Consider the following 24,758-nt stretch of genomic DNA (forward strand, 5'->3'; position numbering starts at 1 on the left):
GCGTTACGGTGCGACTGCCAGCGGGTGAGCGGCAAACCAGGCCTTGGCCTGTTCAGGGATGACACCGATCCCTTGGAATGTCTTGACCCGCAGGCCGCGTTCCTCGCCTCGGTGATAGAGCGCACGCCCACACCGGTTGGCGAACAACTGTCGATGCAGCAGGCGGGTGACCACGCCGGTGTGGCCGAACGGCGCCACCCAGTCGTTGAGCCAGAGGCGCTCGCCGCTGTTCCAGTCGGCTTCTGTCAGGGTCAGTGGCGATTGCCTTAGGTAGCGTTGCTCGGTGGCCGCGTCGAGGTTGAGCCAGGACAGGTAGAACACCGGTTTTCCCTGTTCGCTGGCGAGCACGAATTGGCGATGCTTGAGGGCCGGCAACAACAACGTCGGCAAGCTGTGCAACGGCGCATCGCGGTGAGCCTTGGAATGCATCCACAGCCAGGTGGCCGAGCCGAACACGGCAGCCTCGTTCCAGGGCTCATCGATCAAGCCGGGGGCAATGATGTCTAGCGTCTCGAACTGCATGGGATCACCTCAGAATGACCAGATGACGGTGAACGCGCTGGTCACGTTGGCCGTTTCGAAGCCATCGGGCTTCTTCAATGGCGTGCCAAACGACCAGTCATAGGACAGGCCCTTGTAGCCGCCCCGCAGACCTACCACGGCCCCCGCCAGGCGCTTGCCGATCAGGAACTCGCTGGAAGGACCACTGACTTCGCCATAGTCGATGCCGGTGTAGAGCTCCTGGCCGGTCTGTCCCAAAAACAGGCCGACTTCGTTGCGCAGGGTCCAGCCACGGTCGGCGGACAGAATGTTTTCCCCGTCGAAGCCCCGCACGCTGTAGCGCCCGCCAATCGAGAAGCGGTCCTGGGGCACCAGCGGCGTCCGGTTCCATTGCGCGCGCCAGCCGCCGATGTAGCGCAGGCGCTGGTCGCTGACCTGGAACGGCACCTGCAACTGGGCATCGGCAGTGATGATCTGCGAGCGTGAAGTGCCTGCGTCGAAATCTTCTTCGGGTGCCCTGAGCGCGTCATGGGCCCCGGTGCCGCGGCGGTAGGCAGCGCCCAGATCGAGAATCGAGGCGCCGATGAACTCGCGATGGTTCAGCCCCAGTTGCCAGCCGGCCATGCGCCGTTTCTGGTTGCCGATCTCGGTGTCATCGATGAAGTTCTCCGAAGAGCGCGTCCACAGGCTGCCCCACGCGGTGGTCTTGCGAACGGCGTCGCGGTACAGCAGGCGTGACAGGCGCAGTTCGTTGTTACGACTCTCGCCACGGTACTGGTAGGTCTGGTTGGCGCCGGCGACGGACTGTTCGTAGTTGTATTCACTGGTGGTGAAACCCAACTGCCAGTAACCGAACGGCAGCGAATAATGCAGGGTGTTGCCATCGGAACCGCGATGGCCGGACTCGCCGCCACCCAGGTCGTGGTTGACGCTGGCGTAGAACAGGTCGTTGAGCGACAGCAGGTTGTCCAGGGACAGCGACACATTGCCCTGGTACTTGCCGGTGGTCTTGCTGCCCGAATTGTCCACCGACAGGCTGACGCGGGCCGGGAACCGCTGGGTCCAGGCAATCACCACGTCGCTCTCACCGGGCTTGGCGTCGGCGGCACGGGCCGGTGCGATCTGGATATCGGCTTCGGCGGTCGGCACGCGCTTGAAGTTTTCCAGCGCCTGCTCGATGTCCCGCAGGTTGAGCAAGTCGCCGGGACTGGCCGGCATCGCATTCCAGGCATTGGCCCGGGAACTGGTGCCCTCCTGGAAGCGAATCTCGCGGATGCGCCCCGGCACCAGGGTCAACACCAGGACGCCACTGTTCAAGTCCTGGGCTTCGGCAAGCACCCGAGTGGTGACATAGCCAGCCTCGATGATCGCATTCTGCATGCGCTTCATCGTCAGGTTGATCCCGGCGCCCCCCAGGCAACGCCCGATGGCCGGGTCATGCTTGGGGTTGGCGGCGCGCAAGGTCCATTGGAATTTTTCCGACGCCTCGCCAATCAGCCGGATGTCATCGATGGCGAAGCAGGGGCTTTCCTTGGCGGGCAGGCGATCGGCACCTTCCGCGACGGGTGCCGCTTGCAGGCGCACATCCGGCCGGGACTCCAACTGATCACGCAGCACCCGCTCACGCTCACGCTGACGCAGCAACTCTTCCTCCGGCCCAGCCGCCTGCGCAAGGCTCCCCGCCCCCACCGTCCAGGCGGCCAGCAACAGCAGCGCAAGCCGCTGGGCGTTGGGTGAAGAAGAACGAGCGCCGTCGACAGGGCGACGAGCAGTGCGTGATTGACGCGTTCGGCAGGGTGCGGCTGCGCGCATGACACATCCTTGTGGCTTGAGTCCAGGAATACGGTGAGCATCGGCACTGATGCCCCTCAAAAAGGCGCGTAATTAGGAAGTTTCCTACAACGTACCGAGACGGTCAGATTGCCATCAGGTGAGAAAGTTTCGCACCAGGCACACACGTTTGTTACACAGCCGAAAAAATGGGCACTGGTTCACAGCACCGGGCCGCAGGAAGGCCGTGCTGAGGCGACGTCACGCCAATCGATCATGTGAATATAAGAAGGGGGATGCGGCAGGAGGCCGGCTGAAGTAATGGTGTCCCAGGGCAGGTTCGAACTGCCAACCTTCCCCTTAGGAGGGGGATGCTCTATCCAATTGAGCTACTGAGACACGAGTCGACCGCGAGAAACGCGGTGCGCGGAACGGCGTGCATGTTAGCGACCTGCCCTGCGTTTGTCATGTCGTCGCTGTTTTTAAGTGTAGGCAAATGGTGCGGCGGGCCCGCTTCGATGATTCCAAGCGTTGAATGGCAGTCGCCATTCATCCGTCCTTGAGCGGTTTAACCTAGTAAATCGGCCAATTGCCACTATCCTATACAAGACAAGGACAGTGCGTGTTTTTTGTACCAGGCGGGTTATCCGCCAGACGGTATGGCACAACGACACGATACGGCGGTCACACATCCTGACCTGTTGATTTTTCCAACCAGTCCGCATTTTTTGACGAAGGGTACTGGCATAACGCCTTTACGCGGATCAGAATTTGTCACAGAATTGGCGCCAATGATCTGGCAATTTTGAGGCATGATGCGGGCCTCTTAACGATTCAGGTTGAACATTTGGCTTTGGAGCTTGTCCTATCGACATCCTGCGGCCAATCCCGAGAACCGCTCCCCTGAACTAACCGGTTAAATATATGCGCCCATTGAAACAGGCAATTTATTCCAGCCGTACGGCTGACAAGTTCGTCGTACGTCTGCCAGACGGAATGCGGGAACGCATTGCCGAGGTGGCTCGCAATCATCACCGCAGCATGAACTCTGAAATCATCGCGCGCCTTGAGCAAAGCCTGATCCAGGAAGGCGCGTTGGGTGAAGAGTTGAGCATGCGCCTGGACAGCCCGGAGCTGTCGTTGCATGAGCGCGAGTTGCTTCAACGCTTCCGACAACTCTCTCACCGCCAGCAAAACGCCCTCGTTTCGCTGATTGCCCATGACGCAGAGATGGCCGCAGACGCGTCCTGATCGAACGCATGAATCAAAAGCCAGCCTTGCGCTGGCTTTTTTTTGCCCGGAATTTGCCCCGGCGCGTACAAGGGATGAATGCAACGGTGGCGAGGGAGCGAACGCCCTCGCCACCGTGAATCAGGCGAATGTCAGAGCAGGAAGATCGTCGCCAACCCCAGGAAGATGAAGAACCCGCCACTGTCGGTCATGGCGGTAATCATCACGCTGGCCCCCATGGCCGGGTCGCGTCCCATCCGCGCCAGGGTCATGGGAATCAAGACCCCCATCAAGGCTGCCAACAACAGGTTAAGCGTCATCGCGGCGGTCATCACCACCCCCAGCGACCAACTGCCATAGAGCAGATAAGCCACCACACCGATCACGCCGCCCCAGATCACGCCATTGATCAAGGCCACCGCCAACTCCTTGCGCATCAAGCGCGACGTGTTGCCGGTGCTGACCTGGTCCAGCGCCATGGCGCGGACGATCATGGTGATGGTCTGGTTGCCGGAGTTGCCGCCAATCCCGGCAACAATGGGCATCAATGCCGCAAGCGCCACCAGCCTCTCGATGGAACCTTCGAACAGGCCGATGACCCGCGAGGCGACAAACGCCGTGATCAGATTGATTGCCAGCCAGGCCCAACGGTTACGCAGGGATTTCCAGACCGAGGCAAAGATGTCTTCTTCTTCGCGCAGACCGGCCATGCTGAGGACTTCGCTTTCGCTTTCCTCACGAATCAGGTCAACCATTTCATCGATGGTCAAACGGCCGATCAGCTTGCCGTTCTTGTCGACCACCGGCGCAGAAATCAAGTCATAACGCTCGAACGCCTGGGCGGCGTCATAGGCGTCTTCGTCCGGGTGAAAACTCACCGGATCGCTGGCCATGACCTCGGCCACCTGTTTTTCCGGATCGTTGACGAGCAGGCGCTTGATGGGCAGCACACCCTTCAACACGCCGTCGTAATCGACCACGAAGAGTTTGTCGGTGTGCCCTGGCAGTTCCTTGAGGCGACGCAGATAACGCAAGACCACTTCAAGGCTGACGTCCTCGCGGATCGTCACCATCTCGAAGTCCATCAGCGCACCGACCTGCTCCTCGTCATAGGACAGCGCCGAGCGCACGCGCTCGCGTTGCTGGCCGTCGAGGGTTTCCATCAGTTCGTGGATAACGTCCCGAGGCAGCTCGGGCGCCAGGTCGGCGAGTTCGTCGGCGTCCATCTCCTTGGCCGCCGCGAGCAACTCGTGATCATCCATGTCGGCGATCAGGGTTTCTCGGACCGAGTCGGACACTTCGAGCAGGATGTCACCGTCGCGGTCGGCCTTGACCAGCTGCCAGACCGTCAGGCGCTCTTCCAGCGGCAAGGCTTCAAGGATGTAGGCGACGTCGGCGGAGTGCAGGTCATCGAGCTTGCGTTGCAGCTCGACGAGGTTCTGCCGGTGGACCAGGTTCTCGACCCGGTCATGGTGCGGACCTTCCTGGCGATGCGTCAGGTCTTCGACGACCCGCTGGCGCTGCAGCAGCTCGACGACTTGAGCGAGGCGGTCCTGAAGGCTTTCTTGTGTTTTCTTTACTTCTACTTGGGTCATAGGCGAACTCCACTCCCAGCAGTGGAGCACGCCGGAAGGATCAATCAGTCAATTCATGATTGGCAAAACGGGATATTGAGTAACTACTGGGTAAGTCCATGGAGATATTCCAAAGCCCCGGCGGGGCTGACGGGCGCAATCATACACCGCTTGACGCTTTAAAACGTTAAAAAATCATGGCAAGAACAAGCGCTTGCGACACAAACCTGAACCCTGGCTGAACCTGTCCCGTTACGACGACTTATCCTGAAAAGAAAACACGCGCCCTGCGGTAAATGTAGCGGCTACCCTTGTTTTTTTCAGCGCCAAGGAGGCCGCCCGGATGCCTGTCCGCCACTACCTGCTTCTGCTCGCCAGCCTGCCCTGCCTGCCCATGTGGGCGGCCGGGCAAACGGTGCATCGCTGCGAGAACAGCGCCGGGCAGGTGACGTACACAACCCTGAGCTGCGGGCCGGGAGAAAACCTTTCGCTGCAACGGATCAATCCGTATCACCCTGGCACGGTCTCGCCGACGACCGAATCGATGCAGCCGGAAGCCGAGCACCGGCAACTATCCGGCAACAAAACGCCGCGCAAGGAACCGACCGTGGTCGGCCAGTTCGAAGACCGCTGCGCCAACCTCATCACCGCCCGGCAACGCCGCGAAGCCATCATAGGCCGAAGGATTCTCGCCGGCATGAGCCAGCAGGATGTGGAGAGCGCCTTGGGCAAGCCGCACTCGATCAAGGTCAGGAATTCGAGCACGCGGTACACCTACGCAACGAAGAAAGGCCGCAGCGCCGAGATCGTGTTCGATGAGAAAGGATGCGTGAAAGGCAAATCGTAGACAGCAAAAAGCCCGCGTTAAACGCGGGCTTTTTGGTGTTTGGTGCACTCGACAGGATTCGAACCTGTGACCGCTCGGTTCGTAGCCGAGTACTCTATCCAGCTGAGCTACGAGTGCAAGTTGTGGTTTTATACCAGATCACAACTGGTTGAAGCCAAGTTATTTGCATCGCTGCAAAAAACTCTTAAATGGTGCACTCGACAGGATTCGAACCTGTGACCGCTCGGTTCGTAGCCGAGTACTCTATCCAGCTGAGCTACGAGTGCATTTGTTGCCGCGCATTATAGGTCGTCAAATCCTTTTGTAAAGCGCTTTTTTCAGTAATTTCAAGCACTTACTAAACAAGCCAGGTTTGACGCACTAAACGAATAATGGCGGAGAACGGGGGATTCGAACCCCCGACACCCTTTTGAGGTGTACTCCCTTAGCAGGGGAGCGCCTTCGGCCACTCGGCCAGCTCTCCGCAACACGGGGCGTATATTAACCACCTTCCTCCCCGTTTGCAAACATAAAAATCGATAAAAATTAATGGCTTGGTTCGTCGTCCTTCTCTTTCTTGATACGCAGGTAAATTTCCTCCCGGTGTACAGCGACCTCTTTCGGGGCGTTGACGCCGATACGCACTTGGTTTCCTTTGACGCCGAGCACGGTCACGGTGATTTCGCCATCGCCAATAATCAGGCTTTCTGCACACCGACGAGTCAGAATCAGCATACCTTTCTCCTCACGCAATTCAGTTCAGGGACAACAGTCGGCAAAAAAAGGCATTGGACCTGCAACCGAAACGGTCGAAGCCTCCAAGCCTAGTATTGACCAGCGCGGGCAAAAGAACAGTTTTGGGACGCGCCATTCAAAAAAACAAAGGGCGCGGCCCAGCCGCGCCCTCAAGGACAACGCTTACTCGCCCTGTCGGGCAGCGGCGTCGAGTTCGAAAGCCGTATGCAGGGCGCGCACGGCCAGTTCCAGGTACTTCTCTTCGATCACCACGGACACCTTGATTTCCGAAGTGGAGATCATCTGGATGTTGATGGTTTCCTTGGCCAGGGCTTCGAACATACGGCTGGCCACGCCCGCGTGCGAGCGCATGCCGACACCGACGATCGAGACCTTGGCGATCTTGGTATCGCCGACCACTTCCCGGGCACCGATCTCGCCTGCGGTTTTCTTCAGGACCGCTTCGGCAGCCGGGTAGTCGTTGCGGTGCACGGTGAAGGTGAAGTCGGTGGTGTTATCGTGCGAGACGTTCTGCACGATCATGTCGACTTCGATGTTCGCGGCACTGATCGGGCCGAGAATCTTGAACGCCACGCCGGGGGTGTCTGGCACGCCACGGATGGTCAGCTTGGCTTCATCGCGGTTGAAGGCGATGCCGGAAATGATCGGCTGTTCCATGGATTCCTCTTCATCGATAGTAATGAGGGTGCCCGGACCCTCTTTGAAGCTGTGCAGGACGCGCAGCGGAACGTTGTACTTGCCGGCGAATTCGACCGCCCGGATCTGCAACACTTTCGAGCCGAGGCTGGCCATTTCCAGCATCTCTTCGAAGGTGATCTTGTCCAGGCGCTGGGCCACAGGCACCACGCGTGGGTCGGTCGTGTAGACGCCATCCACATCGGTGTAGATCTGGCATTCGTCAGCCTTGAGGGCCGCCGCCAGCGCCACGCCGGTCGTGTCCGAACCGCCACGGCCGAGGGTGGTGATGTTGCCGTGCTCGTCCACGCCCTGGAATCCGGCGACCACGACCACGCGGCCCGCCTTCAGGTCGCCGCGAATCTTCTGGTCGTCGATCTGCAGGATACGCGCCTTGTTGTGCGCGCTGTCCGTCAGGATACGAACCTGGTTGCCGGTGTAGGACACCGCCGGCACGCCACGCTTGATCAGCGCCATGGCCAGCAAGGCGATGGTCACCTGCTCGCCGGTGGAAACGATCACGTCCAGCTCGCGGGGAACCGGTTGCTGGTCGCCGCTGATTTGCTTGGCCAGATCGATCAGACGGTTGGTCTCGCCGCTCATTGCCGACAGCACAACCACCAGGTCATCGCCCGCATCACGGAATTTCTTAACCTTGTCGGCGACCTGTTCGATTCGTTCGACAGTGCCGACCGAAGTGCCGCCAAATTTCTGTACGATCAAAGCCATTTCAAAGCCGCCTCTGCCCATGAAGGGCGCCCAATAATCACAACAGCGACCGGGCCCGCCACTAGACCGCGAACCCGGGGCGCTGCCTTAAATACCCTGCTCTACAAATGCAACGGTCTGGGCCAGTGCCGCGTCCAGTGCGCCGACGTCGGTACCGCCGCCTTGCGCCATGTCCGGACGACCACCGCCCTTACCGCCCACTGCCGCAGCGGCCTGCTTCATCAAATCACCGGCTTTGAGTTGGCCAGTCAGGTCTTTGGTCACGCCTGCGACGAGAACGACCTTTTCCTCATGGACACCGCCGAGCAGGATCACTGCGCGGCCGAGTTTGTTTTTCAGTTGATCGACCAGCGCCAGCAGCGCCTTGCCATCCTGGCCATCCAGGCGCGCGGCCAGGACCTTCACGCCCTTGACGTCCACGGCCTGGGCCGACAGATCGTCGCCCGCGGCGCTGGCGGCCTTGGCCTGCAACTGCTCCAGTTGCTTTTCCAGCAAGCGGTTGCGCTCCAGCACAGCCGACAGCTTGTCGATCAGGTTGTCGCGGCTGCCCTTGATCAGGCTTGCCGCTTCCTTGAGTTGTTCTTCGGCCGCGTTGAGGTACGCCAGGGCCGCAGCGCCGGTGACCGCCTCGATACGGCGCACGCCGGAGGCCACGCCGCCTTCGCTGACGATCTTCAGCAGGCCGATGTCGCCGGTCCGGTTGGCGTGGATACCGCCGCACAGTTCCACGGAGAAATCCCCCATGCTCAGCACGCGCACGCTCTCGCCGTACTTCTCGCCGAACAGCGCCATCGCGCCCTTCTGCTTGGCGGTTTCGATGTCGGTTTCTTCGGTCTCTACCGGGGAGTTCTTGCGGATCTCGGCGTTGACGATGTCTTCCAGCGCCTTGAGCTGCTCCGGCTTGATGGCTTCGAAGTGGCTGAAGTCAAAGCGCAGACGCTGGCTGTCCACCAGCGAGCCTTTCTGCTGGACGTGCTCGCCCAGTACCTGGCGCAGCGCCGCGTGCAGCAAGTGGGTGGCGGAGTGGTTCAGCGAGGTGGCATGGCGCACCTCGGCGTCGACATGGGCTGCCACCGGAGCCGCGACCATCAGGCTGCCGGAAGCCAGCACGCCGTGGTGCAGGAACGCGCCGCCGGTCTTGGTGGTGTCACGCACGTCGAAGCGCGAATTGCCGGCCTGCAGGTAGCCGCTGTCGCCGATCTGGCCGCCGGACTCAGCGTAGAACGGTGTCTTGTCCAGCACGATCACGCCTTCCTGGCCTTCGCTCAGGATGTCGACCGATTGCCCGTCCTTGTAGATGGCCACGATCTTGGCCGAACCGGTGGTACCGGCATAACCGGTGAATTCGGTGGCCACGTCGACCTTGACCAGGCTGTTGTAGTCCATGCCGAAGGCGCTGGCCGAACGCGCACGTACCCGCTGGGCTTCCATCTCGCGCTCGAAACCTTCCTCGTCGAGGGTCAGGTTGCGCTCGCGGGCGATGTCGCCCGTCAGGTCCATCGGGAAACCGTAGGTGTCGTACAGCTTGAACACCACATCGCCCGGCACCACGGTGCCCTTGAGCTCGGCCAGGTCCTGTTCGAGGATCTTCAGGCCTTGTTCCAGGGTCTTGGCGAACTGCTCTTCCTCGGCCTTGAGCACACGTTCGATGTGCGCCTGCTGGGATTTGAGTTCCGGGAAGGCATCGCCCATCTCGGCAGCCAGGGCCGCCACGATCTGGTAGAAGAAGCTGCCCTTGGCACCCAGCTTGTTGCCGTGACGGCAGGCACGACGGATGATCCGGCGCAGCACATAGCCACGACCTTCGTTGGACGGCAGCACGCCGTCGGCAATCAGGAAGCCGCAGGAGCGGATGTGGTCGGCGACCACTTTCAGCGAAGCCTGGTTGTCGTTGGTGCAACCAATGGCCTTGGCCGAAGCGTCCAGCAGGCTCTGGAACAGGTCGATTTCATAGTTGGAGTGAACGTGCTGCAACACCGCACTGATCCGCTCCAGGCCCATGCCGGTGTCGACCGACGGCGCAGGCAGCGGATGCAACACGCCGTCGGCGGTGCGGTTGAACTGCATGAACACGTTGTTCCAGATCTCGATGTAGCGGTCGCCGTCTTCTTCCGGCGAGCCGGGTGGGCCGCCCCAGATGTCGGCACCGTGATCGTAGAAGATCTCGGTGCAAGGGCCGCACGGGCCGGTGTCGCCCATGGTCCAGAAGTTGTCGGAGGCGTAAGGCGCGCCTTTGTTGTCGCCGATGCGCACCATGCGCTCGGCCGGGACACCGACCTCTTTGGTCCAGATGTCATAGGCTTCGTCATCGGTGGCGTAGACCGTGACCCACAGCTTGTCCTTGGGCAGGTTCAGCCACTTGTCGGAGGTCAGGAAGGTCCAGGCGAACGTGATGGCGTCGCGCTTGAAGTAGTCACCGAAGCTGAAGTTACCCAGCATTTCGAAGAACGTGTGGTGACGGGCGGTATAGCCGACGTTTTCCAGGTCGTTGTGCTTGCCGCCGGCGCGCACGCATTTCTGGCTGCTTACCGCACGGGTGTAGGCACGTTTTTCCTGGCCCAGGAAGCAGTCCTTGAACTGGTTCATCCCCGCGTTGGTGAACAGCAGGGTCGGGTCATTGCCCGGAATCAAAGAGCTGGAGGCTACTCGGGTATGGCCTTGCTCTTCGAAGAAGCGAAGGAAGGCTTCACGGATTTCTGCGCTTTTCATTAGGTTCTTCCACGGAGGCTGCGGCCAAAGGCCTGTGCAAAACGTCGACAGACGAAGCAACGGCAAAGGGCCGCATTATATCGGCCCTTCGCCTGGGGTACAGCGTGTTATGCGATAGAAACTGTCAATTGGCTCGCTTGGGCGATCAGTTGCCGGAAAATTCGACGAAAGTGGCGATCACCTGGTCGATTTGCGCGCGACTGACATCCAGGTGAGTCACCATCCGCAGACGTGGCGCAGCACTGAGCTTGATGCCCCGCTCGGCGGTAAACGCCTTGAGCGCCTCGGCGCGCTCGCCCATTTGCACGTAGACCATGTTGGTCTGCACCGGCTCGACCTCATAGCTCGCCGCGCGCAAGCCCTCGGCGAGTCGCAGGGCGTTGGCGTGGTCATCGGCCAGGCGCTGGACCTGATGGTCCAGGGCATACAGCCCCGCCGCTGCCAGGATCCCGGCCTGGCGCATGGCGCCGCCAACCATCTTGCGCAACCGGCGCGCCTTGCCGATCAACTCGACACTGCCGCACAGGACCGAACCAACGGGCGCGCCCAGGCCCTTGGAAAGACACACCGAGACCGAATCGAAATACTGGGTGATGTCCCGCGCATCGACCCCAAGCTTGACCGCCGCGTTGTACAACCGCGCGCCGTCCAGGTGCAGCGCCAGGCCGTGCTCGCGGGTGAAACGCCGGGCCTGGGCCAGGTAGTCCAGCGGCAGCACTTTGCCCTGCATGGTGTTTTCCAGGGCCAGCAGGCGGGTCCGAGCGAAGTGGAAGTCGTCGGGCTTGATGGCGGCAGCCACCTGGGCCAGGTCCAGGGAGCCATCGGCTTGCACTTCAAGCGGCTGCGGCTGGATCGACCCGAGCACAGCCGCCCCGCCGCCTTCGTATTTATAGGTGTGGGCCTGTTGGCCGACGATGTACTCATCGCCGCGTTCACAGTGGGCCATCAATCCCAGCAGGTTGCTCATGGTGCCGCTGGGCACGAACAATGCCGCCGCAAAGCCCAAGCGCCCGGCAAGTTCGGCTTCGAGGCGATTGACGGTCGGGTCTTCGCCGTACACATCGTCGCCGGTCGGTGCGCTGGCCATGGCATCGAGCATGCCGGCGGAAGGTTGGGTGACCGTGTCACTGCGAAGATCGATAACACTCATGAATCTGGCCTCGGGTTCTGGTGGCGGGAATTCCCTTTCGAAGGGCAATTACTGCGGTCATGGGCAGGAATAATCAAGCCTGACCCCAGGAAAACACCACCTGTACCTGAAGATTAATCAAAACACTCCTGTGGGAGCGAGCTTGCTCGCTCCCACAGGAGGTTATGTGTTAAAAATCGTTCGCCGCCACACAGCGTGGCGGCACAAACGTTCTCAGGGCGGGGTGTAATTCCCCACCGGCGGTAATTGCACGCAAGGTGCATAGCCCGCGAGCGCTTGGCGATACACGGCTTCTGCGGTGTGGCGGCAAGGTCAGCAGACCCGGTGTGATTCCGGGGCCGACGGTCATAGTCCGGATGAAGAGAGAACGGGATTGACACCCAAGGGCCGCTTGCGACCGTCTGTTCGCGACGTACCCTCGAATCCCCTTCGATTCATGACGCCCTGTTTTTCACACAAACAGGAACCAGAACATGCAACCCACTGCAATCGATAGCAAAACCAAACACTCGGGCGAGCGCGTCGCGTTCATCCAGGCCTGCTGGCACAAGGAAATCGTCGACCAGAGCCGCAACGGCTTCGTCGCTGAAATGATCAATCAGGGCTATCAGGAAAGCGATATCGACTTCTTCGAAGTCGGCGGCGCCTTTGAAATCCCGCTGCACGCCAAGCTGCTGGCCAAGTCGGGCCGCTACGCCGGCATCGTCGCCGCCGGCCTGGTGGTGGATGGCGGTATCTATCGCCACGAGTTCGTTGCCCAATCGGTGATCAGCGGCCTGATGCAGGTTCAACTGGAAACCGAAGTGCCGGTGTTCTCGGTGGTGCTGACGCCCCATCACTTCCACGCCGGGGAAGAGCACCAGAAGTTCTTCTTCGAACATTTCGTGCACAAGGGCCAGGAAGCCGCGAAGACCTGCGCCGACACCCTGCACAAGACCCGGGCATTGCGCCGTACCGAGCCGCGTGCGGTAGCGGTCTGACGACCCCTTCCCTGTGGGAGCGGGCTTGCTCGCGAAAACGGTGTGTCAGCCGTCGCATAGGTGGCTGACCTGACGCCTTCGCGGGCAAGCCCGCTCCCACAGGTTTTCTGCTTGCCGCAGATATCGCAGCTACCGCAAAAGTAAGTGTGGGAGCGGGCTTGCCCGCGAAGGCATTGTGTCAGCCAACTAAAATGTTGCTGTCATACCGCTTCGCGAGCAAGCCCGCTCCCACAGTTGGAATCCGCCGCCCTTCAGGCCAGGTTCTCGTCAGTCGCCGGCACGATCAGGATCCCGGCCCGCAAGCCGTTCTTGACCTTGGGGTTGGGGAAGATGATGCGGGCGCCCTCTTCCTCGATCACCCAGCGGGTCTGGGCGATGTCTTCGGCCAGCACATAGCCTTTTTCCAGTTCCGAGAAGTTCTCGATGTCCGCCGGCAGGTTCAGGCGAAAGTTGTCGCTGTGCTTGATGATTTCCCGCGCCACATTGAACAGTTGCAAGCCGTCGAGCCCGTCATCCAGCTCTGGTTCGTTGCCTTCGATGATCTGTTGCAGGCGGGTTTCCAGCAGGCTGACGTTGACACCGTCGTTCTGCCCGAATGGCCGCGCCTTGCCCAGCTCCAGGGTGAAAGACTCGGCACCCAGCTGTTCGTAGGTGTAGGCGCTGAAGACGATGGAAGGTTTGTTCTGCAACAGCACCGCCTCCATCCCCGCCGCCCGCAGGCGCGCCAGTTCACGGCGTGAGTGCGGGCGACCCTCCTTCCACGGGTACAGGGCAAACTGCTCGATTTTCGAGCCGCGGATGGCGGTGTGCAGGTCATAGTGCAAGCGACTGCGTTCCGGGCGATTGAAGAAACTGGCGGCCAGTCGCTCCAGTTCGCAGGCGCGCAACGCCTCGGGGCCGCCGCTCAGTTCGTGACGCCCGTTGAACAGCCGGTTGACGTCCTGCTCGACGAAACGCTCGCCCCGCCGAATGGCCTCGGGGTTGCCGAACAGGAACAGAATGCGTGCCCGGGGCTTGAGGACTCCACGGGCGATGTCATGCAGCAAGCGATCGAGCAACTCGATCGGCGCGGTCTCGTTGCCATGGATACCGGCCGACAGCAGCAGGTCCAGGCCGTTATCCCGGGCTTCGGGCGGCTTGACCTCCAGCGCGCCTTCGCTCAACCAGCGCATCCGTACGCCTTCGACTGTCAGTTGAGTCTTCTCCGCCGGTTCACGGCCGGCGAGGGTCAGTTCAAGCAGTTTGCCGAGGGCGAGCATAGCGCGGTTTCCTTAATGGTCGTGGCCGCAATCCGGGCCATGGACATGGTCATCGTCGCCGACGTCCGCCGGTTCCATTTCCAGTTGCAGGCTGACCAGGTTGGTCGCCAATGGACGCAACAACAGGTTGGCGTATTCCTCGTCCCCTTCCTCGACGTCCACGCCGATCAGCAACTGGCCGCGGCCGTCCTGCTGGATCCACAGCTCCTTGCCTTGCCACATCACCGCGACGCGGGTGCAGGAGGTTTCCAGTTGGGTGCCATCGGTGTCTTCAAGAATCAGCTGCAGGCCATCGCTCATGTTTTTACGTTCTCGTCTGGGGATAAGGCAACGCGCCCTGCTTTGACTGTAGTCAGGTCGCGCGCGCTTTCAATTGATCTGGAAAGGATAAACCGCGCCAAGTTTAAGGATTTGTGTCAGTTCATCCAGTGCCGCACGGCATTCGAGCAGCAACTGCGGGTCTGCCAGGTCGTTTTCGGTCATGCGGTCGCGGTAGTGCCGCTCGACCCATTGAGTCAGTGACTCGTACAGCGGCGCGGTCATGATAACCCCTGGGTTGACGGCTGCCAGCTCGGTTTCATTGAGCGCCACACGCAACCTCAGGCACGCCGGGCCACCGCCGTTCTGCATGCTTTGCTTGAGGTCGAAGACCTTCACTTCGCGAATCACCCCGCCCGAGGCCAGCAAGCCTTGCAGGTACTGCCAGACGCGCTCGTTGCTGCGGCATTCTTCCGGCACGATCAACAGCATCGAGCCATCGGCACGCGACAGCAGTTGGCTGTTGAACAAGTAGGAACGGACCGCATCATCGACCGTCACCGCCGAACGCGGCACGCACACGGCCTGGAACTTCCCGCCGACCTTGGCGAGCTTGTCGCCCAGCTCGGCCAGCAGCTTGTCAGTCTCAAGGAAGGCATCCTCGTGGTAGAACAGCACTTCGCCGTTGCCGACCGCGATCACGTCGTTGTGAAACACGCCCTGGTCGATCACCGACGGGTTCTGTTGTGCATACACCACACCGTCCTCGCTCAGCCCGTGCAGGCGCGCGACGGCGCGGGACGCTTCGAGTGTCTGGCGCGCCGGGTACTTCTGCGGGGCCGGGTAACGCATGTCGAAGGCGCTGCGGCCGAACACGAAGAACTCCACGCCGGCTTCGCCGTAGGCGCGGCAGAAACGCGTGTGGTTGGCGGCGCCTTCATCGCCGAACTGCGCCACCGCCGGTAAGGCGGCGTGATGGGCGAAGTGTTTCTGGTCGGCGAACATCGCGCCCAGCACGCGACTGGTGGTGGGGTGCTCGATGCTGCGGTGGTACTTGCAGTTCAGGTTGGCGGCGGTGAAATGCACGCGCCCGTCAGCAGTGTCGGCACTCGGGCTGACGGTGGCGGCGTTGGCCACCCACATGCTGGAAGCCGAGCAACTGGCGACCAACAGGGGCATCGCTTCCTTCGCCGCCTGCTGGATGACCTGGGCATCGCTGCCAGCAAAGCCCAACCGACGCAGGGCAGCCACGTCTGGACGTTCTTGCGGCGCCAGCACGCCTTGCGTAAAGCCCATGTCCATCAGCGCCTTCATCTTCGAAAGGCCCTGCAACGCCGCTTCCTTGGGGTTGGAGGACTGCTGGCTGTTGCTCTGGGACGCGACGTTGCCGTACGAGAGCCCGCCGTAGTTATGGGTCGGCCCCACTAGACCGTCAAAGTTGACTTCATAGGATTTCATCAGCGAGGCTCCACGAGAATCTGTTTTTATAGGCATCAAATAACAACCGCGGCGCGGCTATCGCGAGCAAGCTCGCTCCCACAGGGCCTTGCACTGTCCTTGCGGGAGCGAGCTTGCTCGCGATCGGGGTTCACACCATTCTCACGCCGGGGGTCAGGGCAGCCGGCATGACGAGGCTCGGCGTTTCCAGGGATGCCACCGGGTATGCGCAATAATCGGCCGCGTAGTAAGCACTGGCGCGATGGTTGCCCGAAGCACCCACACCGCCGAACGGCGCGCTGCTGGCGGCGCCGGTCAGTTGTTTGTTCCAGTTGACGATACCGGCACGGCTTTGCAGCCAGAACTGCTGGTAACGTGCCTCCGAGTCCGACAGCAACCCGGCGGCCAGGCCATATTGCGTGTTGTTGGCCTCGGCGATCGCCGCGGGGAAATCCGCGTAGCGAATCACTTGCAGCAACGGCCCGAACAGCTCTTCGTCCGGACGCTCGGCCACGGCCGTCACGTCGAGGATGCCTGGGGTCAGCAAGGCCGCCTGGGCCTGGGGCTGGGTCATGGCCAGCAGCGGCACGGCGCCCTTGCCCAGCAGGTGGTTCTGCGCATCCATCAGCGCTTTCGCGGCGCCGAGGGAAATCACCGAGCCCATGAACGGCGCCGGTTGCTGGTCGAAGGCCCCCACCTGCAGGGCCGCGCTGACCGCCACCAGGCGCGCCAGCAACGCATCGCCCCAGGCGCCTTCCGGCACCAGCAGGCGGCGCGCGCAGGTGCAGCGCTGCCCGGCAGAAATGAAGGCCGACTGGATGATGGTGTAGACCGCCGCCTCGACGTCCGCCACCTCGTCCACCACCAGCGGGTTGTTACCGCCCATTTCCAGCGCCAGGATCTTGTCCGGGCGCCCGGAGAATTGTTGATGCAGCAGATTGCCAGTGCGGCTCGAACCGGTGAAAAACAACCCGTCGATGCCCGGGTTCGCCGCCAGGGCGATGCCGGTTTCCCGCGCACCTTGCAGCAGGTTCAGCACGCCCGCCGGCAGGCCGGCCTCGACCCAGCACTGGACCGTCAGCTCGGCGACTTTCGGCGTCAGCTCACTGGGCTTGAACAGCACGCTGTTGCCCGCCAGCAGTGCCGGCACGATGTGCCCGTTCGGCAGGTGACCGGGAAAATTGTACGGGCCGAACACCGCCACCACGCCGTGAGGCTTGTGCCGCAGCACGGCCGTGGCATCGCCCAGGGGGGCGCTCTTTTCCCCGGTGCGCTCACGGTAGCTCTGGATCGAGATCGCCACCTTGTTGACCATGCTGGTGACTTCGGTGGCCGCTTCCCACAACGGCTTGCCCGTTTCTTCACCGATGCAGCGGGCCAGTTCGTCGGCGCGATTTTTCAGGGTCGCGGCAAAGGCTTCCAACACCTGGATGCGCTCATCCAGCGAACGCCGGGCCCACTCCGGGAACGCCTGGCGCGCCGCCTGCACGGCCGACTCCACTTGCGCCGCCGTGGCACCCTTGCCTGCCCACAACACCTGCTGGGTCACCGGGTTCAACGACTCGAAGACGTCACCCTGGCCTTCCAGCCAACTGCCTGCGATGTACAGCGAATTCATTATTTCGACTCCCGAGCAGCGGACAACGCAACGGCACGTACCTGGTCGCCGGCGTTGAGTTGAAGGCGTTTGGCGGTCAGCGGATCGACCACCAGGGTGCCCGCGGCGAAGCGCGCCGGGGCTGCCGTGATGCGGCAGTCTTCGCGCTTGCGGTTATGGATGAGGAACGGCGTGGCGTCATCGCCCGGGGTGCCGATGGCGAGCACCAGCGCCTGGCTGTCGCGAATCGCGCGGATCTTGCCGGTCTCGCATTCCACGGCCGGGCCGGCGTCGAAAATGTCGACGTAGCCCTGGTAACTGAAGCCTTCGCTCTTGAGCATCGACAGCGCCGGCTCCGTGTCCGGATGCACCTGGCCAATCACGGCCCGGGCGTCTTCGGACAGGAAGCAGGTGTAGAGCGGGAACTTGGGCATCAGTTCGGCGATGAACGCCTTGTTGCCCACCCCGGTCAGGTAGTCGGCCTGGCTGAATTCCATCTTGAAGAAGTGCCGGCCCAGGCTTTCCCAGAACGGCGAGCGGCCGTGGTCGTCGGACATGCCGCGCATTTCGGCGATGATCTTGTTGCCGAACAGATGCGCGAATTCGGCGATGAACAGCATCCGTGCCTTGGCCAGCAGGCGGCCGTTGAGGCCATTGCGGTAGTCGGCGTGCAGGAACAACGAGCAGAGTTCGGAATTACCGGTCAGGTCGTTGGCCAGGAACAGCGTCGGGATCTCCCGGTAGATGTTCAACTCCTGGGAAGCGCTGACCGTCAGGCCGACCCGGAAGTTGTACCAGGGCTCACGCAGCCCCACGGCACCGGCGATGGCGGAGATCCCCACCACCCGACCGTCGTCGTCTTCGAGCACGAACAGATAGTCCGCGTCACCGCGCCCCGCTTCACCGCGAAAGGTCTTCTCGGCCCAGCCGACCCGATGGGCCAGGCGCTCTTCGTTGGCCGGCAAGGTGGTCAGGCCGGTGCCGGTGCTACGGGCCAGGGCGATCAGAGCGGGTAAATCGCTGCTGCGTACGGGACGAACGATCATGCTATCTCCTCAGACGGGCCGCTCACGCCACCCGCGAAACTCATTAAACCGCCACCAGGCGTACGCTGGCACCTTCGCCGACACCCAGGGCCTCGGCCGCTTCCATGTCCAGCGTCACAGGCTTGCCCGGCGCGTAATCCAGCTCCAGCAGCACAGCGCGGTAATCCTGCAACAGGGCATTGGCCACCAGGTATTGCCGGCCGGCGCCCTTGACCGGTTCGCCGATCTTGACCGGCACCACGCGGCTCTGGGCAATCGAGCGGATCCCCGAGACACGGGCATGCAGGGTCGGGCCGCCATCGAAGATGTCGATGTAGTGATCGGTCTCGAAACCCTCGCGCATCAGGATGTCGAAGGTGATCTGCGCGCGCGGGTGGACCTGGCCCATGGCTTCCTGGGCGGCGTCCGGCAACAGCGGCACGTAGATCGGGTAATGGGGCATCAGCTCGGCGAGGAAGGTGCGGCTTTTCAGCCCGCACAGACGCTCGGCGGCGGCGTAGTTGAGGTCGAAGAAATTGCGCCCGATGGCGTCCCAGAATGGCGAATCACCGTTCTCGTCGCTGTAGCCGACGATCTCGGTCACCACCGAATCGGCGAAGCGCTCCGGGTGGCTGGCGACGAACAGCAGGCGTCCACGGGAGTTGAGTTCCGACCACGGCGAGCCGACCAGTTCCGGGACCACGTAGAAGCTGGTCAGCAGGCTGTTGCCGGTCAGGTCGTGGCACTGGGAGAGCACGTGGATCTTGTTGTGGATCTTCAGCTCACGGGAGGCGTGGACGAAGGTTTCATTGCGAAAGCTGTAGAACGGTTCGGAATAGCCCGCCGACGCGACGATCGCCGAACAGCCCGCCAACTTGCCGGTGGCGGTGTCTTCAAGAACAAAGAAATAGCTCTCCTCGCCGTTGAAACTGACTTCGGCGGCAAACGAGGCTTCGCTCGCGGCGATCTTGTCGCTCAAGCGTTCCACGTCATCCGGCAAGGAAGTGACACCGATCGGACTGTCCGCAGCCAGACGCTGTACCTCGCCCAGATCAGCCATTTGCGCGGGGCGCATCACCAGCATGGTGTCACTCCTTAACTTGAAATAAAGGGTTCGACCGAAAGGATCGATACACAAGAAAAAATACCGGGTTTACTGCCCGTCTGTGACCACCGCCCTCTGTGGGAGCGAGCTTGCTCGCGATGGCGGTGGCACATTCAACATTGATGCAAGCAGGACCACCGCTTTCGCGAGCACGCTCGCTCCCACAGTGGACCCGGTTCAGCTGAAATGGATCAAGCCTGGGTCAGCTTCGCCGCAGCCTTCTCGAAACGGTCCAGGCCGGCGTCGATGTCGGCGTCTTCCACCACCAGGCTCGGGGCGAAACGAATCACGTCCGGGCCGGCTTGCAGGATCATCAGGCCTTCCTGTTCGGCGGCGTTGAAGATGTCCTTGGCCTTGCCTTTCCAGGCATCGTTCAGCACGCAGCCGATCAACAGGCCCAGACCGCGCACCTCGGTGAACAGGCCGTACTTCTGGCCGATCTGCTCCAGGCGGGTCTTGAACTTGTCATGCTTGGCCTTGACGCCGCCGAGCACCTGCGGGGTATTGACCACGTCGATCACCGCTTCGGCCACCGCGCACGCCAACGGGTTGCCGCCGTAGGTGGTGCCGTGGGTGCCAACCACCAGGTGCTTGGCCAGCGCCTCGGTGGTGAGCATCGCCGCGATCGGGAAACCACCGCCCAGGCTCTTGGCGCTGGTGAGGATGTCCGGGATCACGTCGTAGTGCATGTAGGCGAACAGCTCGCCACTGCGGCCCATGCCGGTCTGCACTTCGTCGAACACCAGCAGTGCATTGTGCGCATCGCACAGCTCGCGGGCGCCTTGCAGGTAGGCCAGCTCGGCCGGCAGCACACCGCCCTCGCCCTGGATCGGCTCCAGCACCACGGCGCAGGTCTTGTCCGAAACAGCCGCTTTCAACGCGGCCAAGTCGTTATAAGGAACGTGGGTGATGCCGGTGATTTTAGGCCCGAAACCGTCGGAGTACTTCGACTGTCCGCCGACGTTGACGGTAAACAGCGTGCGGCCATGGAAACTGTTGAGTGCAGCGATGATTTCGTACTTCTCGCTGCCATAGCGATCGAACGCCACGCGACGGGCCAGCTTGAAGGCGGCCTCGTTGGCTTCGGCGCCGGAGTTGCAGAAAAACGCGCGCTCGGCGAAGGTCGCGTCGATCAGCTTGTGGGCCAGGCGCAGGGCCGGCTCATTGGTGAATACGTTGGACACGTGCCACAGCTTGTTGGCCTGCTCGGTCAGTGCACCGACCAGCGCCGGGTGGGCATGCCCCAGCACGTTGACTGCGATACCGCCGGCAAAGTCGATCAGCTCGCGACCAGACTGGTCCCACACGCGCGAACCGGCGCCACGCACAGGTATGAAGGCAGCAGGGGCATAGTTGGGCACCATGACCTGGTCAAAATCGGCGCGTTGTACCGCGGCTTGCTCAACGGACATCGGAGTCTCCTGAAGAGAAACACTCGCCTGGAATGGCGAGCGATGAAGGGATTGTAAGGACAGTTTTCAGCCCGGCCTTGTCGCCAAGCGACAACTTCTTATAGCGCCAACCCACGTTTTCAGCGGGTTTACGGCAATGCGACAAATTGCGTCGCAAAGGCGCAGTTTAAACGTTGCCAGGGGGTTTGAGGCACTCGCTTCCACATTTCCGCTGCCAGACACAACTGGAGTCGAGAAGAGCTATCTGTGGCGAGGGAGCTTGCTCCCGCTGGGGCGCGCAGCGTCCCCCAGAAAAGCCACCCGTTCAATCTGACGCGCCGAAGTTACCGTTTGGGTCCGCTTCGCGGCCCAGCGGGAGCAAGCTCCCTCGCCACAGGTAAGTTGCCTTACCACAGGAGCCTCATCTGCCCTAGCCGCGCTCGGACGGCACCGACGACAATTCGAACGGGCTGCTGCTGCGTCGCTGGTTGCGGTCTTCGCGGGGGGTCGCGCCGAAGAAGTTGCGGTAGGCGCTGGAGAAATGCGGGCCCGAGGAGAACCCGCAGGACAAGCCGATCTGGATGATGGATTTGCTGGTTTGCATCAGCATCTGCCGGGCCTTGTTCAGGCGCAGCTCCAGGTAATACTGGCTGGGTACGCGGTTGAGGTACTGCTTGAAGATCCGCTCCAGTTGCCGTCGGGACACGCACACATGCTGGGCGATTTCGTCGGTGGTCAGCGGCTCTTCGATGTTCGCTTCCATCAGCAACACCGCCTGGGTGAGCTTCGGGTGACTGGAACCGAGGCGGTTCTGCAACGGGATGCGCTGGCGCTCGCCGCCCTCGCGGATGCGCTCGACCACCAGCTCTTCCGACACCGCACCGGCCAGTTCCGCGCCGTGGTCCCGGGCCAGCACCGCCAACAGCAGGTCGAGCACCGACATGCCGCCGCAGGCGGTCAGGCGATCGCGGTCCCAATCGAACAGATGGCTGGTGGCAATGACCTTGGGAAAGCGTTCGGAGAAATCATCCTGCCAGCGCCAGTGCACGGCAGCGCGGTAACCGTCGAGCAGCCCCAATTGGGCCAGGGGATAGACACCGGCGGACAAGCCCCCGATCACGCACCCGGCCCGCACCAACTGCTTGAGGGCGCTGCCCAGGGAAGAGGCGAGCACGGTCGGCGGCTCATCGGCCAGCAGGAACAGCTTCTGGAAGCCTTCGAGCTTGCCGGCCCAGGGTTCGCCGGGCAATTGCCAGGCGCCTTCGACCGCCGGCTCGGCTTGCAGGAACGAGAGCTCGTAGACCACCTCTGGATGCACCCGCTGGGCAACACGCAAGGCCTCCTCGGCCAGCGCCAGCGTCAAGGCTTTCGTGCTGGGCCAAATCAGGAAACCAATTCGATGGGCGGTCATGGCGGGCAATCCAAAGCGAAAACAGTGTTAAAGCCAGAAGCGGCTGCAACCAAGTTAGACCATCTGGCGCGCGGTGCGCAGCATGACCTAAATCGGGTGCGAAACGGGAGCGATTACTTGAGGCTGCCCGAAAGAAATTGCTGCAGGCGCTCCGATTGCGGATTGACCAGCACTTCACGCGGGTTACCGCGCTCTTCGACGATACCCTTGTGCAGGAACACCAACTGGTTCGACACTTCGCGGGCAAAGCCCATTTCGTGGGTCACCACCACCATCGTCCGCCCTTCCTGGGCCAGGGCCTGCATCACCTTGAGCACATCACCCACCAGCTCCGGGTCGAGGGCCGATGTCGGCTCATCGAACAACATCACTTCCGGCTCCATCGCCAGCGCCCGGGCAATCGCCACGCGCTGTTGCTCGCCGCCGGACATGTGGCCCGGGTAGGCGTCCTTGCGATGAGCCACGCCCACTTTGTTCAGGTAGTGCTCGGCCTTCTCGCGGGCCTCGGCCTTGGCAACGCCCAGCACATGCACCGGCGCTTCCATGATGTTTTCCAGGGCGGTCATGTGCGACCACAGGTTGAAATGCTGGAACACCATCGACAGCCGCGAACGCATGCGTTGCAGTTGCTTGGGGTCCGCGGCCTTCATCGCGCCATCCTTGCCCGCCACCAGCTTCAACTCTTCGTTGTTGAGCAGGATCTTGCCGGCATGGGGTTGCTCAAGCAGGTTGATGCAACGCAGGAACGTGCTCTTGCCGGAGCCACTGGAGCCGATGATGCTGATCACATCGCCAGCGGCAGCCTTCAGGGACACGCCCTTGAGCACTTCGTGACTGCCATAGCGTTTATGCAGGTCTTGGACTTCAAGCTTGTACATGCGGTCGGTTCTCACAAAACGTCATTCGTTGAGCAGTCGATCGGATCGATGCGTTATCAGTGCTTGCGCGGGGCCAGGTAAACCAGCCAGCGGCGTTCGGCCAGTTTGAACAGGCGCACCAGGATGAAGGTCAGGCACAGGTAGAAGACACCGGCCGTGATGTAGGCCTCGAACGGCAGGTAATACTGCGCATTGACCGTGCGCGCGGCACCCGTGATGTCGATCAGGGTCACGATGGACGCCAGGCTGGTGGTCTGCAGCATCATGATCACTTCGTTGCTGTATTGCGGCAGCGCCCGGCGCAGGGCCGACGGCAGCAGGATCCGGCGATACAGCGTGAAGCGCGACATGCCCATGGCCTTGGCCGCCTCGATTTCACCGTTGGGCGTGGCCCGCAGGCTGCCGGCGATGATCTCGGCGGTGTAGGCACTGGTGTTGATGGCGAACGCCAGGCACGCGCAGAAGGTCGCACTGGACAGCCAAGGCCAGAGGAAGCTCTCGCGCACGAACTCGAACTGTGCCAGGCCGTAGTAGATCAGGAACAACTGCACCAGCATCGGCGTGCCGCGAATCACGTAGGTGTAGAGCCAGGCGCTCATGTTCACGACCGGCTGCTTGGACACCCGCATCAGCCCCAGGGGCAGCGCCGCCAGCAGGCCGAAGAACAGCGACAGCGCCAGCAGCTTGAGGGTGGTCAGCAAGCCACTGAAATACAGCGGCAAGGCTTCATAGATGACGTTGTAGTCGAAGATCATAGATCAGCCGCCCTTACGCCTACCGAGTAGCGCTTCTCAAGGTGACGCAGTGCCAGCAACGAGACGCTGGTGATCACCAGGTACATCGCCGCCACCGCCAGGAAGAAGGTGAAAGGCTCGCGAGTGGCATCCGCCGCCTGCTTGGCCTTGAACATCATGTCTTGCAGGCCCACCACCGAAATCAGCGCGGTCGCCTTGGTCAACACCAGCCAGTTGTTGGTGAAGCCGGGAATGGCCAGGCGAATCATCTGCGGCACCATCACCCGGAAGAACACCTGCAAGCCGCTCATGCCATATGCCATGCCCGCCTCAGCCTGCCCCTTGGGGATGGCCATGAACGCGCCGCGAAAGGTTTCCGACAGGTACGCACCGAAGATGAACCCCAGGGTGCCGATACCGGCCGCCAGCGGATTGAGGTCGATGTAATCGTCATAACCGAGCATCGGCGCCAAGCGATTGAGCAGGTCCTGGCCGCCGTAGAAAATCAGCAGAATCAGCACCAGGTCGGGAATGCCGCGAATGACCGTGGAATACAGGTCGCCCAGCCACGCCAGCCAGCGCACCGGCGAAAGACGCAACGCGACACCGATCAGCCCCAGGACGATGGCCAGGGCCATGGACGACAAGGCGAGCTGAAGCGTCAACCATGCGCCATCGAGGATGACAGCCCCGTAGCCTTTCAACATGATTCAGGTCCTCGAAAATGGGATGAAAAAATGGCGCAAACCGCAGGGAGCCTGGT

General features: G+C 61.9%; 21 protein-coding genes, 4 tRNA genes and 1 riboswitch. Of the genes, 3 read left to right on the forward strand and 22 right to left on the reverse strand.

Annotated elements, in window-relative coordinates; genetic code table 11:
• Positions 1–3: 3 nt before the first annotated feature.
• The 3 genes from V3H56_RS20515 to V3H56_RS20525 all read right to left on the reverse strand — a co-directional run bounded on the left by V3H56_RS20515 (position 4) and on the right by V3H56_RS20525 (position 2,670).
• Positions 4–522, reverse strand: coding sequence for a toxin-activating lysine-acyltransferase (locus V3H56_RS20515; protein WP_042728505.1), 519 nt, complete (start codon positions 520–522; stop codon positions 4–6).
• A 9-nt stretch (positions 523–531) separates the two neighbouring features.
• The gene (locus tag V3H56_RS20520) at positions 532–2,313 is read right to left on the reverse strand and encodes a ShlB/FhaC/HecB family hemolysin secretion/activation protein (protein WP_047736555.1); all 1,782 of its coding nucleotides are present in this window, start codon (positions 2,311–2,313) and stop codon (positions 532–534) included.
• Positions 2,314–2,593: 280 nt separating this feature from the next.
• A tRNA-Arg gene (locus tag V3H56_RS20525) sits at positions 2,594–2,670 on the reverse strand.
• Positions 2,671–3,195: 525 nt separating this feature from the next.
• Here V3H56_RS20525 and V3H56_RS20530 point away from each other — a divergent pair.
• Complete coding sequence (locus V3H56_RS20530) at positions 3,196–3,522, forward strand: Arc family DNA-binding protein (RefSeq protein ID WP_003178899.1); 327 nt, start codon at positions 3,196–3,198, stop codon at positions 3,520–3,522.
• Between the two features lie 131 nt (positions 3,523–3,653).
• Here V3H56_RS20530 and mgtE read toward each other — a convergent pair whose 3' ends face one another.
• Positions 3,654–5,096: a magnesium transporter gene (gene mgtE, locus V3H56_RS20535; protein ID WP_042728507.1), complete on the reverse strand. Its 1,443-nt coding sequence runs from the start codon at positions 5,094–5,096 to the stop codon at positions 3,654–3,656.
• Positions 5,097–5,418: 322 nt separating this feature from the next.
• Here mgtE and V3H56_RS20540 point away from each other — a divergent pair, with 322 nt between their 5' ends.
• Positions 5,419–5,922, forward strand: a complete 504-nt coding sequence (locus V3H56_RS20540) for a cell envelope protein SmpA (RefSeq protein WP_338473825.1) — start codon at positions 5,419–5,421, stop codon at positions 5,920–5,922.
• Positions 5,923–5,962: 40 nt separating this feature from the next.
• On the opposite strand, the gene V3H56_RS20545 is transcribed toward V3H56_RS20540, so the two are convergent.
• The 7 genes from V3H56_RS20545 to ltaE form a co-directional block, all read right to left on the reverse strand.
• Positions 5,963–6,039, reverse strand: a tRNA-Arg gene (locus tag V3H56_RS20545).
• A 72-nt stretch (positions 6,040–6,111) separates the two neighbouring features.
• Positions 6,112–6,188: transfer RNA gene (locus tag V3H56_RS20550), tRNA-Arg, on the reverse strand.
• Positions 6,189–6,294: 106 nt separating this feature from the next.
• Positions 6,295–6,385: transfer RNA gene (locus V3H56_RS20555), tRNA-Ser, on the reverse strand.
• 62 nt (positions 6,386–6,447) lie between these two features.
• Positions 6,448–6,636, reverse strand: a complete 189-nt coding sequence (gene csrA / locus V3H56_RS20560; RefSeq protein WP_003178872.1) for a carbon storage regulator CsrA — start codon at positions 6,634–6,636, stop codon at positions 6,448–6,450.
• Positions 6,637–6,819: 183 nt separating this feature from the next.
• Entirely contained in the window at positions 6,820–8,061 is a 1,242-nt protein-coding gene (locus V3H56_RS20565) for an aspartate kinase (RefSeq protein WP_042728509.1), read from the reverse strand.
• 87 nt (positions 8,062–8,148) lie between these two features.
• Positions 8,149–10,770, reverse strand: a complete 2,622-nt coding sequence (gene alaS, locus V3H56_RS20570) for an alanine--tRNA ligase (RefSeq protein WP_123578419.1) — start codon at positions 10,768–10,770, stop codon at positions 8,149–8,151.
• 145 nt (positions 10,771–10,915) lie between these two features.
• On the reverse strand, positions 10,916–11,920 hold the full coding sequence (ltaE, locus tag V3H56_RS20575; RefSeq protein WP_338473826.1) for a low-specificity L-threonine aldolase: 1,005 nt from the start codon (positions 11,918–11,920) through the stop codon (positions 10,916–10,918).
• Between the two features lie 205 nt (positions 11,921–12,125).
• Positions 12,126–12,293: riboswitch (FMN riboswitch) on the forward strand.
• Positions 12,294–12,393: 100 nt separating this feature from the next.
• Between ltaE and V3H56_RS20580 the strand changes: the two genes are divergently transcribed.
• Positions 12,394–12,900, forward strand: a complete 507-nt coding sequence (locus tag V3H56_RS20580) for a 6,7-dimethyl-8-ribityllumazine synthase (RefSeq protein ID WP_042728512.1) — start codon at positions 12,394–12,396, stop codon at positions 12,898–12,900.
• A 251-nt stretch (positions 12,901–13,151) separates the two neighbouring features.
• Here the strand turns inward: V3H56_RS20580 and astE are convergent, their stop codons facing one another.
• From astE to V3H56_RS20635, 11 genes are all read right to left on the reverse strand, one after another.
• The gene (gene astE, locus V3H56_RS20585) at positions 13,152–14,159 is read right to left on the reverse strand and encodes a succinylglutamate desuccinylase (RefSeq protein WP_042728513.1); all 1,008 of its coding nucleotides are present in this window, start codon (positions 14,157–14,159) and stop codon (positions 13,152–13,154) included.
• Positions 14,160–14,171: 12 nt separating this feature from the next.
• The gene (locus V3H56_RS20590) at positions 14,172–14,459 is read right to left on the reverse strand and encodes a hypothetical protein (protein WP_042728514.1); all 288 of its coding nucleotides are present in this window, start codon (positions 14,457–14,459) and stop codon (positions 14,172–14,174) included.
• Between the two features lie 69 nt (positions 14,460–14,528).
• Positions 14,529–15,875 carry an N-succinylarginine dihydrolase gene (gene astB / locus V3H56_RS20595; protein ID WP_042728515.1) on the reverse strand — a complete coding sequence of 449 codons (1,347 nt, stop codon included), beginning with the start codon at positions 15,873–15,875 and terminating at the stop codon, positions 14,529–14,531.
• A 130-nt stretch (positions 15,876–16,005) separates the two neighbouring features.
• Positions 16,006–17,475 (reverse strand): succinylglutamate-semialdehyde dehydrogenase, encoded by a 1,470-nt coding sequence (gene astD, locus V3H56_RS20600; RefSeq protein WP_185057644.1) that lies wholly within the window; start codon positions 17,473–17,475, stop codon positions 16,006–16,008.
• On the reverse strand, positions 17,472–18,497 hold the full coding sequence (gene astA / locus V3H56_RS20605) for an arginine N-succinyltransferase (protein ID WP_042728517.1): 1,026 nt from the start codon (positions 18,495–18,497) through the stop codon (positions 17,472–17,474). Before astA ends, astD begins: the two co-directional genes overlap by 4 nt.
• Positions 18,498–18,540: 43 nt before the next feature.
• A complete protein-coding gene (gene aruF / locus V3H56_RS20610; RefSeq protein ID WP_042728518.1) occupies positions 18,541–19,560 on the reverse strand; it encodes an arginine/ornithine succinyltransferase subunit alpha in 1,020 nt (339 codons plus the stop codon).
• 212 nt (positions 19,561–19,772) lie between these two features.
• Positions 19,773–20,993 carry an aspartate aminotransferase family protein gene (locus V3H56_RS20615; protein ID WP_338473827.1) on the reverse strand — a complete coding sequence of 407 codons (1,221 nt, stop codon included), beginning with the start codon at positions 20,991–20,993 and terminating at the stop codon, positions 19,773–19,775.
• A 409-nt stretch (positions 20,994–21,402) separates the two neighbouring features.
• The gene (gene argR / locus V3H56_RS20620; RefSeq protein ID WP_042732895.1) at positions 21,403–22,383 is read right to left on the reverse strand and encodes a transcriptional regulator ArgR; all 981 of its coding nucleotides are present in this window, start codon (positions 22,381–22,383) and stop codon (positions 21,403–21,405) included.
• 113 nt (positions 22,384–22,496) lie between these two features.
• Positions 22,497–23,261, reverse strand: a complete 765-nt coding sequence (locus V3H56_RS20625; protein ID WP_042732894.1) for an ATP-binding cassette domain-containing protein — start codon at positions 23,259–23,261, stop codon at positions 22,497–22,499.
• 56 nt (positions 23,262–23,317) lie between these two features.
• On the reverse strand, positions 23,318–24,016 hold the full coding sequence (locus V3H56_RS20630) for an ABC transporter permease (RefSeq protein ID WP_042732893.1): 699 nt from the start codon (positions 24,014–24,016) through the stop codon (positions 23,318–23,320).
• On the reverse strand, positions 24,013–24,702 hold the full coding sequence (locus V3H56_RS20635) for an ABC transporter permease (protein ID WP_047736556.1): 690 nt from the start codon (positions 24,700–24,702) through the stop codon (positions 24,013–24,015). Before V3H56_RS20635 ends, V3H56_RS20630 begins: the two co-directional genes overlap by 4 nt.
• Positions 24,703–24,758 lie beyond the last annotated feature (56 nt).

It is taken from the genome of Pseudomonas sp. MS646 (genome assembly GCF_036693845.1).
Classification (GTDB): domain Bacteria; phylum Pseudomonadota; class Gammaproteobacteria; order Pseudomonadales; family Pseudomonadaceae; genus Aquipseudomonas; species Aquipseudomonas chlororaphis_E.

Excerpts from the sequence above, each read along its gene's own strand:
- astE (WP_042728513.1), bottom strand. The coding sequence starts at position 14,159 with ATGCTCGCCCTCGGCAAACTGCTTGAACTGACCCTCGCCGGCCGTGAA.
- V3H56_RS20635 (WP_047736556.1), bottom strand. The coding sequence starts at position 24,702 with ATGTTGAAAGGCTACGGGGCTGTCATCCTCGATGGCGCATGGTTGACG.
- V3H56_RS20530 (WP_003178899.1), top strand. The coding sequence starts at position 3,196 with ATGCGCCCATTGAAACAGGCAATTTATTCCAGCCGTACGGCTGACAAG.
- V3H56_RS20520 (WP_047736555.1), bottom strand. The coding sequence starts at position 2,313 with ATGCGCGCAGCCGCACCCTGCCGAACGCGTCAATCACGCACTGCTCGT.
- aruF (WP_042728518.1), bottom strand. The coding sequence starts at position 19,560 with ATGCTGGTGATGCGCCCCGCGCAAATGGCTGATCTGGGCGAGGTACAG.
- astB (WP_042728515.1), bottom strand. The coding sequence starts at position 15,875 with ATGAAATCCTATGAAGTCAACTTTGACGGTCTAGTGGGGCCGACCCAT.
- V3H56_RS20630 (WP_042732893.1), bottom strand. The coding sequence starts at position 24,016 with ATGATCTTCGACTACAACGTCATCTATGAAGCCTTGCCGCTGTATTTC.
- mgtE (WP_042728507.1), bottom strand. The coding sequence starts at position 5,096 with ATGACCCAAGTAGAAGTAAAGAAAACACAAGAAAGCCTTCAGGACCGC.
- csrA (WP_003178872.1), bottom strand. The coding sequence starts at position 6,636 with ATGCTGATTCTGACTCGTCGGTGTGCAGAAAGCCTGATTATTGGCGAT.
- V3H56_RS20615 (WP_338473827.1), bottom strand. The coding sequence starts at position 20,993 with ATGTCCGTTGAGCAAGCCGCGGTACAACGCGCCGATTTTGACCAGGTC.
- V3H56_RS20515 (WP_042728505.1), bottom strand. The coding sequence starts at position 522 with ATGCAGTTCGAGACGCTAGACATCATTGCCCCCGGCTTGATCGATGAG.
- V3H56_RS20565 (WP_042728509.1), bottom strand. The coding sequence starts at position 8,061 with ATGGCTTTGATCGTACAGAAATTTGGCGGCACTTCGGTCGGCACTGTC.
- V3H56_RS20540 (WP_338473825.1), top strand. The coding sequence starts at position 5,419 with ATGCCTGTCCGCCACTACCTGCTTCTGCTCGCCAGCCTGCCCTGCCTG.
- V3H56_RS20590 (WP_042728514.1), bottom strand. The coding sequence starts at position 14,459 with ATGAGCGATGGCCTGCAGCTGATTCTTGAAGACACCGATGGCACCCAA.
- astA (WP_042728517.1), bottom strand. The coding sequence starts at position 18,497 with ATGATCGTTCGTCCCGTACGCAGCAGCGATTTACCCGCTCTGATCGCC.
- V3H56_RS20580 (WP_042728512.1), top strand. The coding sequence starts at position 12,394 with ATGCAACCCACTGCAATCGATAGCAAAACCAAACACTCGGGCGAGCGC.
- V3H56_RS20625 (WP_042732894.1), bottom strand. The coding sequence starts at position 23,261 with ATGTACAAGCTTGAAGTCCAAGACCTGCATAAACGCTATGGCAGTCAC.
- ltaE (WP_338473826.1), bottom strand. The coding sequence starts at position 11,920 with ATGAGTGTTATCGATCTTCGCAGTGACACGGTCACCCAACCTTCCGCC.
- argR (WP_042732895.1), bottom strand. The coding sequence starts at position 22,383 with ATGACCGCCCATCGAATTGGTTTCCTGATTTGGCCCAGCACGAAAGCC.
- alaS (WP_123578419.1), bottom strand. The coding sequence starts at position 10,770 with ATGAAAAGCGCAGAAATCCGTGAAGCCTTCCTTCGCTTCTTCGAAGAG.